A 7,743-nucleotide genomic window follows, 5' to 3' on the forward strand; every position below is an offset into this window, starting at 1 on the left:
CGCCTCGTAGGCGGCGAAGAGCGAATCGACGGCCTGCTGCGGCGAGGCATCGGCGCGGAGCCCGGCCACGGCGCGCGCCTCCGCCCGGCCGGCGCGCAGCGGCCCGGCCGAATCGATCGCCATGTCGTGGCGCGCCCCGCCCACCGCCATCACCGCCGCCAGGTATTCCAGCTGCGCCAGCCCCAGCGCGCCGGCCGCCGGGTTGCCGCGCATCCCAGGCGGATTGGCGAAGAAGCGATGCGCGCCGGCGATCATGTCGATCGTCGGGTCCTCGCCATACATGGCGCGCGCGATGCCCGGGACCTCAACGGGCTCGGGCGGCAGGCGCGGGGCGCAGCCGGCCAGGACGGCCAGCAGGACCAGGCGGCGCGGCAGGCGGGGCATGGCGGTCTCCTCGGCCGGCCCCGTCCCGCTCGCCTCAGGGGCGGGCGAGGCTGGCGCGGTGGCGCTTGGCCAGTTCCACGTAGTGCGGCGCGGTGCGGTCGAAGCGCGCGCGCTCCTCCGCATCCATCACGCGCACCAGCTTGGCGGGGTTCCCCATCCACAGCTCGTTCGGGCCGATGCGCTTGCCCGGCGGCAGAAGCCCCCCGGCGCCGAGCATGCCGCCCTCCTCGATCACCGCGCGGTCCAGCACGGTCGCGCCCATGCCGACGAAGGCGCGGTTCCTCAGCGTGCAGGCGTGCACGATGCAGGCATGGCCGATGGTGACGTCGTCGCCGATGATCAGCGGCTCCGCCCCCGCATTCAGGTGCAGGATGGAGCCGTCCTGGATGTTGGTCCGGGCGCCGATGCGCATGATGTTGGTGTCGCCGCGCAGCACGCAGTGGTACCAGACCGAGCTGTCCGCGCCGATCTCCACGTCGCCGACGACGACCGCGGTCGGCGCCACCCAGGCATCGGGGTGGATGCGCGGCATCTGTCCCTCGAAGGGCAGCAGCGGGCCGCGCGCGGCGGGCATGTGCAGGTCGTCCATGGATTCCGGCTCCGTTCTGCGGGATGGCGCGATGCCTCGCGCACCCCTCACCCAACCCTCTCCCCCCTGCGGGAGGAGAGGGCAAGGGGGCTATTCCGCCGCCAGCGGCAGCGCAGGCGCGACGTCGATGCCCAGCATCAGCCCGATGTTCTGCACCGCCGCGCCGGAGGCGCCCTTGCCGAGGTTGTCGAGCTTCGCCACCAGCACCGCCTGGCCGCGCTTCTCGTTGCCGAACACGCGCAGCTCCAGCCGGTTGCTGCCGTTCAGCTCCTCCGGCGCCAGCCGCGCCTTGCCGTCGGCCGCCGCCACGCTCACCCAGGCGGAACGCGCATAGGCGGCGCGCAGGCAGTCCTCGAGGACGGCCGGCGTCGGGCTGCCGTTCAGCAGGTCCAGATGCAGCGGCACGCTGACCAGCATGCCCTGCGCGAAGTCGCCGACCGAGGGGACGAAGAGCGGGCGCCGCGTCAGCCCGCCATAGGCCTGCATCTCCGGCAGGTGCTTGTGCTCGAGCGAGAGCCCGTAGAGGAAGAAGGGCGGCGCGGAGCGCGCGGGCTCGAACTCCGCGATCATCGCCTTGCCGCCGCCGGTGTAGCCCGAGACGGCATTGACCGTGACGGGATAGTCCCTCGGCAGGATGCCGGCCTCCACCAGCGGGCGGATCAGCGCGATGGCGCCGGTGGGGTAGCAGCCCGGGTTCGCCACCCGCGGCGCCGCGGCGATCGCGGCTTCCTGCGCCGCGTTCAGCTCCGCGAAGCCGTACACCCAGTCCGGATGCACGCGATGCGCGGTGGAGGCATCCAGCAGCTTCGGCGCCTGCGCGCCGAGCCCGGCCGCCATCGCCGCGGCCTCCTTCGCCGCGTCGTCGGGCAGGCACAGCACCACCAGGTCCACCTCCGCCATCAGGGCGCGCTTGGCCTCGGGGTCCTTGCGCAGCTCGGGCGCGATCGATCGCAGCGCGATCCCGGGGAAGCGCGCCAGGCGCTCGCGGATCTGCAGGCCGGTCGTGCCGGCTTCGCCGTCGATGAAGACGCTCGGGATGGGTCCCTTGGCCATGGTGGTATCCTCCGACTGCAACTTGGCGCGTTTCGAGGCCTGAAAAGCAAGAGGGGCGGACCCTTGCGGATCCGCCCCTCCGATGAACCAGCCATGCAGGCCGGGCGTGACGCCCGACCCGCTGGGCGTCAGCGCTTGGAGAACTGGAAGGAACGTCGGGCCTTCATCTTGCCGTACTTCTTCCGCTCGACCACGCGCGGGTCGCGGGTCAGGAAGCCGGCCTTCTTGAGCAGCGGGCGCAGGCCCGGCTCGTAGTAGGTCAGCGCGCGGGAGATGCCGTGGCGCAGCGCGCCGGCCTGGCCGGAGAGGCCGCCGCCGACCACCGTCGCGTAGACGTCGAACTGCTGGTAGCGGTCCGCCACCAGGAAGGGCTGGGCGATCAGCATGCGCAGCACCGGGCGCGCGAAATACTTCGACGCCGGCTTGCCATTGACCTCCATCTCGCCCTTGCCGGGCTTCACCCACACGCGGGCGACGGCGTTCTTGCGCCGGCCGGTGGCGTAGGACCGGCCCTGCGCGTCGCGCTTCGGCTCGCGCACCGGCGCCGCCTCGGCCGCGGCGGGACCGCCGGCGGCGCTGACCATGTCCTTCAGCTCGGCCAGCGAGCCGCCGCGGGAAACCTGCTCGCTCATGCTCAGGCGACCTTGTTCTTGCGGTTCATCGCGCCGACGTCGAGCGCGGCCGGGGTGTTGCCACCATGCGGATGCTCAGGGCCGGCATAGACGTGCAGGTTGCGCATCTGCTTCCGGCCGAGCGGGCCGCGGGTGATCATCCGCTCCACCGCCTTCTCGATCACGCGCTCGGGATGCGCGCTCTCGATCCGCTCGCGGAAGGTGCGGCCCTTGATGCCGCCGGCATAGCCGGTGTGCCAGTAGAACACGGACTGCTCGGCCTTCTGGCCGGTCACCCGCACCTTCTTCGCGTTGATCACGACGACATGGTCGCCGCAATCGACATGCGGGGTGAATTGCGGCTTGTGCTTGCCGCGCAGGCGGTTGGCGATGAGCGCCGCGAGGCGGCCGAGCACGAGCCCGTCCGCATCGATCAGCACCCAGCCCTTGTTGACCTCCGCCGGCTTCAGCGAGGCCGTCTGTCTCGTCAGCATGATGGTTCCGGGGTCCCGGGGGGTGGATAGCAGGGCGCGCATATCGCGGGGATGCGCCGAAAAGTCAAGCAGCATCGGGCTTTTTGCGCGACGGTATCAGATTACCGCCATCGACCCGCGCTCCCGCACATGCGCAGGACCTGCAAAGCCGCCCCGTGGCAAGCCGGCGCGGCGCAGACAAGGAGATCCGCCATGCTCAGCCACGTCACCCTCGGCACCAACGACCTCGACCGCGCCGTCGCCTTCTACGACCGCGTGCTCGCGCCGCTCCGCCTGGCCCGGGCGGACTGGAACGCGGAAGCCGGCTATGCCGGCTATGCCGTGCCAGGCACGGAGGCCATGCCCTTCTGGCTGATGCGCCCCATCGACGGCCACCCGGCCACGGTGGGCAACGGCACCACCGTCGCCTTCGAGGCGCCCGACCGCGCCACGGTGGACGCGGTGCATGCCGCCGCCATGGAAGCCGGCGCGCGGGAGGAAGGCGCCCCTGGCCTGCGCCCGCACTACCACCCCGATTTCTACGCGGCCTATGTGCGCGACCCGGACGGGCATAAGGTCTGCTGCGTCTGCCATCGGCCGGGGTGATCCGGCCGCGTCCGGAGCCTCTGCATGTCCGATACGCCCAAGGGCCTTGCCAACCGGTCCTCCAACTACGGCGACCGGGAGTTCGCGCTCTACCTCCGCCGCAGCTTCGCCAAGTCCATGGGCTATTCCCAGGCCATGCTGGACAAGCCGGTGGTCGGCATCGCCGACACCGGCAGCGACTACAACAACTGCCACCGCACCGCACCGGAACTGGTGGAGGCGGTGAAGCGCGGCGTGCTGGCCGCGGGCGGCCTGCCGCTGGCCTTCCCGACCGTGTCTCTCTGCGAGCCCTCGCTCAATCCCTGCTCCATGCACTACCGCAACCTGATGGCGCTCGACACCGAGGCGATGCTGACCGCGCAGCCGATGGACGCAGCGGTGCTGGTGGGCGGCTGCGACAAGACCGTTCCGGCGCAGCTGATGGCCGCGGTCTCCTCCGGCACGCCGTCGGTCATGCTGGTCACCGGCCCGATGCTGGCCCAGTCCTTCGAGGGCGAGCGGCTGTCCGCCTGCACCGATTGCCGCCGCTACTGGGCGCGCTACCGCGCCGGCGATGTCAGCGCCGAGAAGATCGGCCAGATCGAGGGCAAGCTGGCCACCACCGCCGGCACCTGCGGCGTGATGGGCACCGCCAGCACCATGGCCTGCATCGCCGCCGTACTCGGCTTCATGCCACTGGAAGCTGCCAGCGCGCCCGCGGTCCACGCCGACCGCCTGCGCATCGCGGAGGAAGCCGGCGCCCAGGCGGTGCGGCTGATCGCGAAGCCCATGCCGCCCGCCGCGCTGGTCACGAAGGAGAGCGTGGAGAACGCCACGCGCGTGCTGCTCTCGCTCGGCGGCTCCACCAATGCGGTGGTGCACCTGGCGGCCATCGCCGGCCGCGCCGGCATCGCGCTCGACCTCGATCGCCTCGACGCGCTGAGCGAGACGACGCCGGTGCTGGTGGACCTCAAGCCCACCGGCGAGGGCTACATGGAGGACTTCCACGCCGCCGGCGGCATGCAGGCACTGCTGTGGGAGCTGCGCGACCTGCTGCACCTGGACACGCCCGACCTGGACGGCACGCCGCTGCGCGCGCGCATCGGCGACGGCACGCATTTCGTGGACCGCCGCATCATCCGCGCGCGGGAGACGCCGATCAGCCCGGTCGGCGGCATCGTCACGCTGCGCGGCTCGCTCGCGCCGGACGGCGCCATCCTCAAGCGCAGCGCGGCGACGCCCGCGCTGTTCGAGACCGAGGCGCGCTGCCTGGTCTTCGACGGGCTCGAGGACCTGGCGCGGCGCATCGACGACCCGGAGCTCGACGTCACGCCGCAGGACATCCTGGTGCTGAAGGGCGCCGGGCCGCGCTCGCCCGCCGGCATGCCGGAAGCGGGCTACCTGCCCATCCCGAAGAAACTGGCGCGGCAGGGCGTGAAGGACATGGTGCGGATCAGCGACTGCCGCATGTCCGGCACCGCCTTCGGCACCATCGTGCTGCATGTCGCGCCGGAAGCCGCGGTGGGCGGGCCGCTCGCCCTGGCGCAGACCGGCGACCGCATCCGGCTGAGCGTGAAGGAGCGCCGGCTCGACCTGCTGGTGGACGAGGCGGAGCTGGCGAGGCGTCGCGCCGGCTGGACGCCCGCCCCGGCGCCGGCGCGCGGCTGGGACCGGCTGGTGCATGAGCAGGTGACGCAGGCGCCGCTGGGCGCGGACCTCGCCTTCCTCCGTCCGTGATCGCCGTCATCGGCGCCGCCGGCCGCAGCGGCGCCGCGCTCTGCCGTGCGCTGCTCGCGCCCCCTCCCCCGCTTGCGGGGGAGGGTCGGGGTGGGGGCGCGATCGACCTCCCCGAACTGCCCCCCTTCACCCCCGTCGTCCGCGACGCGGCGAAGTGGACGGCGACCGGCCTGCCCGGCACGCCGCGTCTCGCCGACCTGCGCGACCCCGCCGCGCTGCGGGAAGCTCTCCGCGGTGCAACGCACGTCGTGAACTGCGCCCATGCCCGCCACGCCCCCGCCATCCTGGCCGCGGCGCCGGCGGATGCGCGCTTCGTCTTCCTGGGCTCGACCCGCCGCTTCTCGCGCTGGCCGGACGACCACGGCGACGGCGTGCGCGCGGGCGACGCCGCCTTCCTCGCCTCCGGCCGCGCCGGCGTCATGCTGCACCCCACCATGATCTACGGGGCGGAAGGCGAGGACAACGTGCAGCGCCTGGCCGCCCTGCTGCGCCGCATCCCGCTCGCCCCCCTGCCAGGCGGCGGCCGCGCCCTGGTGCAGCCGATCCACCAGGACGACCTGACCGCCTGCATCCTGGCCGCGCTGCGCCGCGACTGGGCGGGGCCGCAGACGATCGTCGTCGCCGGCCCCCGCGCCATGCCCTATCGCGACTTCCTGATGGCTGTGGCGCGCGCTGCCGGCCTGCGCCCGCCGGCGGTCCTGCCCATCCCGGGGGCGGTGCTGATGGCGCTCGCCCCCCTCACCCGCATCCTCCCGCGCATCCCCACCATCCGCGCCGCGGAGGTGCGCCGCCTGCTGGAGGACAAGGCCTTCGACGTGGGGCCGATGCGCGAGCGTCTCGGCGTGGTCGGCCGCAGCCTCGAGGACGGGCTCCGCCTCACCTTCCGCGCGGCTTGACCCGCCCGGGCCGTGCGCCCATTCACGCGGCAACGTCCCGGAGCTTCCATCGATGCCCGTCATCAACCGCATCGCCGAATTCCACCCCGAGATGACCGCCTGGCGGCGCGACTTCCACGCGCATCCCGAGATCGGCTTCGAGGAGGTACGCACCTCCGCCATCGTCGCGGAGAAGCTGCGCGCATTCGGCTGCGACGAGGTGCATACCGGCATCGCGAAGACCGGCGTGGTCGGCGTGATCCGCGGCAACGGCAGCTCCGGCCGCGCCATCGGCTTCCGCGCCGACATGGACGCGCTGCCGATCGAGGAGCAGACCGGCCTGCCCTATGCCTCCACCGTGCCGGGGAAGATGCATGCCTGCGGCCATGACGGGCACACCACCATGCTGCTCGGCGCGGCCAGGTACCTGGCCGAGACGCGCAACTTCGACGGCACCGTCTACCTGGTCTTCCAGCCGGCCGAGGAGAACCTGGCGGGCGGCGAGGTGATGGTGAAGGAAGGTCTGTTCGAGCGCTTCCCGATGGACCGCATCTTCGGCATGCACAACTGGCCGGGCGCGCCCGCCGGCACCTTCCTGCACGCGCCGGGCCCGGTGATGGCCGCGGTGGCGAACCTGGAAGCCACCATCACCGGCGTGGGCGCGCATGGCGCCATGCCGCACAACGGCGTCGATCCGATCCTCGTCGCCTCCCACATCGTCACCGCACTGCAGAGCATCGTCGCGCGCAACGTGAACCCGCTGGAGGCGGGGGTGATCACCATCGCCCACTTCACCGGCGGCTTCACCTTCAACGTCATCCCGGAGAGCGTGAAGCTGCAGGGCACCGCGCGCTGGTTCCTGCCCGAGGTCGGCGACCTGCTGGAGCGCCGCTTCAAGGAGATCGTGACGGGCATCGCCACTGCGATGGGCTGCACGGTCGAAGCCCGCTTCACCCGCAGCTACCCCGCGACCGTGAACGAGGCCGAGAGCACGGAACTCGCCGCCCGCGCCGCCCGCGCCGTCACCGGGGAGGCGCGGACGCGGCCCCTGCCCCAGCCCACCATGGGCGGCGAGGACTTCGCCTTCATGCTGAACGAGAAGCCGGGCGCCTACCTGTTCCTGGGCGGCGGCAAGGGCGCCGACGACGCGATGGTCCACCACCCCAAATACGACTTCAACGACGAGATCCTGCCGATCGGCGCCAGCTGGTTCGCCACCCTGGCGGAACAGCTGCTGCCCCGGCGCGGCTGAGCCGGTTTGGGCACCGGCGCGACGGATGGTAGGATCGCGCGATTGAGGCGGAGGGGCGGGATGCGCGGCATCGGATCGATCGGGTGGACGCTGGCCGCACTGCTCGCGGCGGGGCCGTCGCTGGCGCAGCAACCGGCCGCTCCGGCGCAGCCGGCGCGCCCGGCCGCGCAGCCGGCACCGGCCC

General features: G+C 72.6%; 9 protein-coding genes. 4 read left to right on the plus strand and 5 right to left on the minus strand.

The genetic code is table 11. The features are described 5' to 3' along the window. The 5 genes from OZN99_RS20440 to rplM all read right to left on the minus strand — a co-directional run. Positions 1 to 384: hypothetical protein (locus tag OZN99_RS20440; protein ID WP_408611871.1), on the minus strand; the 384-nt coding region annotated here is incomplete at its 3' end. A gap of 34 nt (positions 385 to 418) precedes the next feature. After that, the gene (locus tag OZN99_RS20445; protein ID WP_270937105.1) at positions 419 to 973 is read right to left on the minus strand and encodes a gamma carbonic anhydrase family protein; all 555 of its coding nucleotides are present in this window, start codon (positions 971 to 973) and stop codon (positions 419 to 421) included. A 90-nt stretch (positions 974 to 1,063) separates the two neighbouring features. Continuing rightward, the gene (gene argC / locus OZN99_RS20450) at positions 1,064 to 2,026 is read right to left on the minus strand and encodes an N-acetyl-gamma-glutamyl-phosphate reductase (RefSeq protein ID WP_270937106.1); all 963 of its coding nucleotides are present in this window, start codon (positions 2,024 to 2,026) and stop codon (positions 1,064 to 1,066) included. A gap of 128 nt (positions 2,027 to 2,154) precedes the next feature. Further along, a complete protein-coding gene (gene rpsI, locus OZN99_RS20455) occupies positions 2,155 to 2,658 on the minus strand; it encodes a 30S ribosomal protein S9 (RefSeq protein ID WP_270937107.1) in 504 nt (167 codons plus the stop codon). Between the two features lie 2 nt (positions 2,659 to 2,660). Further along, positions 2,661 to 3,131: a 50S ribosomal protein L13 gene (rplM, locus tag OZN99_RS20460; protein ID WP_270937108.1), complete on the minus strand. Its 471-nt coding sequence runs from the start codon at positions 3,129 to 3,131 to the stop codon at positions 2,661 to 2,663. Between the two features lie 192 nt (positions 3,132 to 3,323). Between rplM and OZN99_RS20465 the strand changes: the two genes are divergently transcribed. The 4 genes from OZN99_RS20465 to OZN99_RS20480 are packed head-to-tail and all read left to right on the plus strand — an operon-like array spanning position 3,324 to position 7,559. After that, positions 3,324 to 3,716, plus strand: coding sequence for a VOC family protein (locus tag OZN99_RS20465; protein WP_270937109.1), 393 nt, complete (start codon positions 3,324 to 3,326; stop codon positions 3,714 to 3,716). Positions 3,717 to 3,740: 24 nt separating this feature from the next. After that, positions 3,741 to 5,432: a dihydroxy-acid dehydratase gene (locus tag OZN99_RS20470; protein WP_270937110.1), complete on the plus strand. Its 1,692-nt coding sequence runs from the start codon at positions 3,741 to 3,743 to the stop codon at positions 5,430 to 5,432. Continuing rightward, positions 5,429 to 6,328 (plus strand): SDR family oxidoreductase, encoded by a 900-nt coding sequence (locus OZN99_RS20475; protein WP_270937111.1) that lies wholly within the window; start codon positions 5,429 to 5,431, stop codon positions 6,326 to 6,328. The genes OZN99_RS20470 and OZN99_RS20475 overlap by 4 nt, the downstream gene beginning before the upstream one ends. Before the next feature lie 52 nt (positions 6,329 to 6,380). Next, complete coding sequence (locus OZN99_RS20480; protein WP_270937112.1) at positions 6,381 to 7,559, plus strand: M20 aminoacylase family protein; 1,179 nt, start codon at positions 6,381 to 6,383, stop codon at positions 7,557 to 7,559. Positions 7,560 to 7,743: the final 184 nt, after the last annotated feature.

It is taken from the genome of Falsiroseomonas oryzae, assembly GCF_027856955.1.
Classification (GTDB): Bacteria; Pseudomonadota; Alphaproteobacteria; order Acetobacterales; family Acetobacteraceae; genus Falsiroseomonas; species Falsiroseomonas oryzae.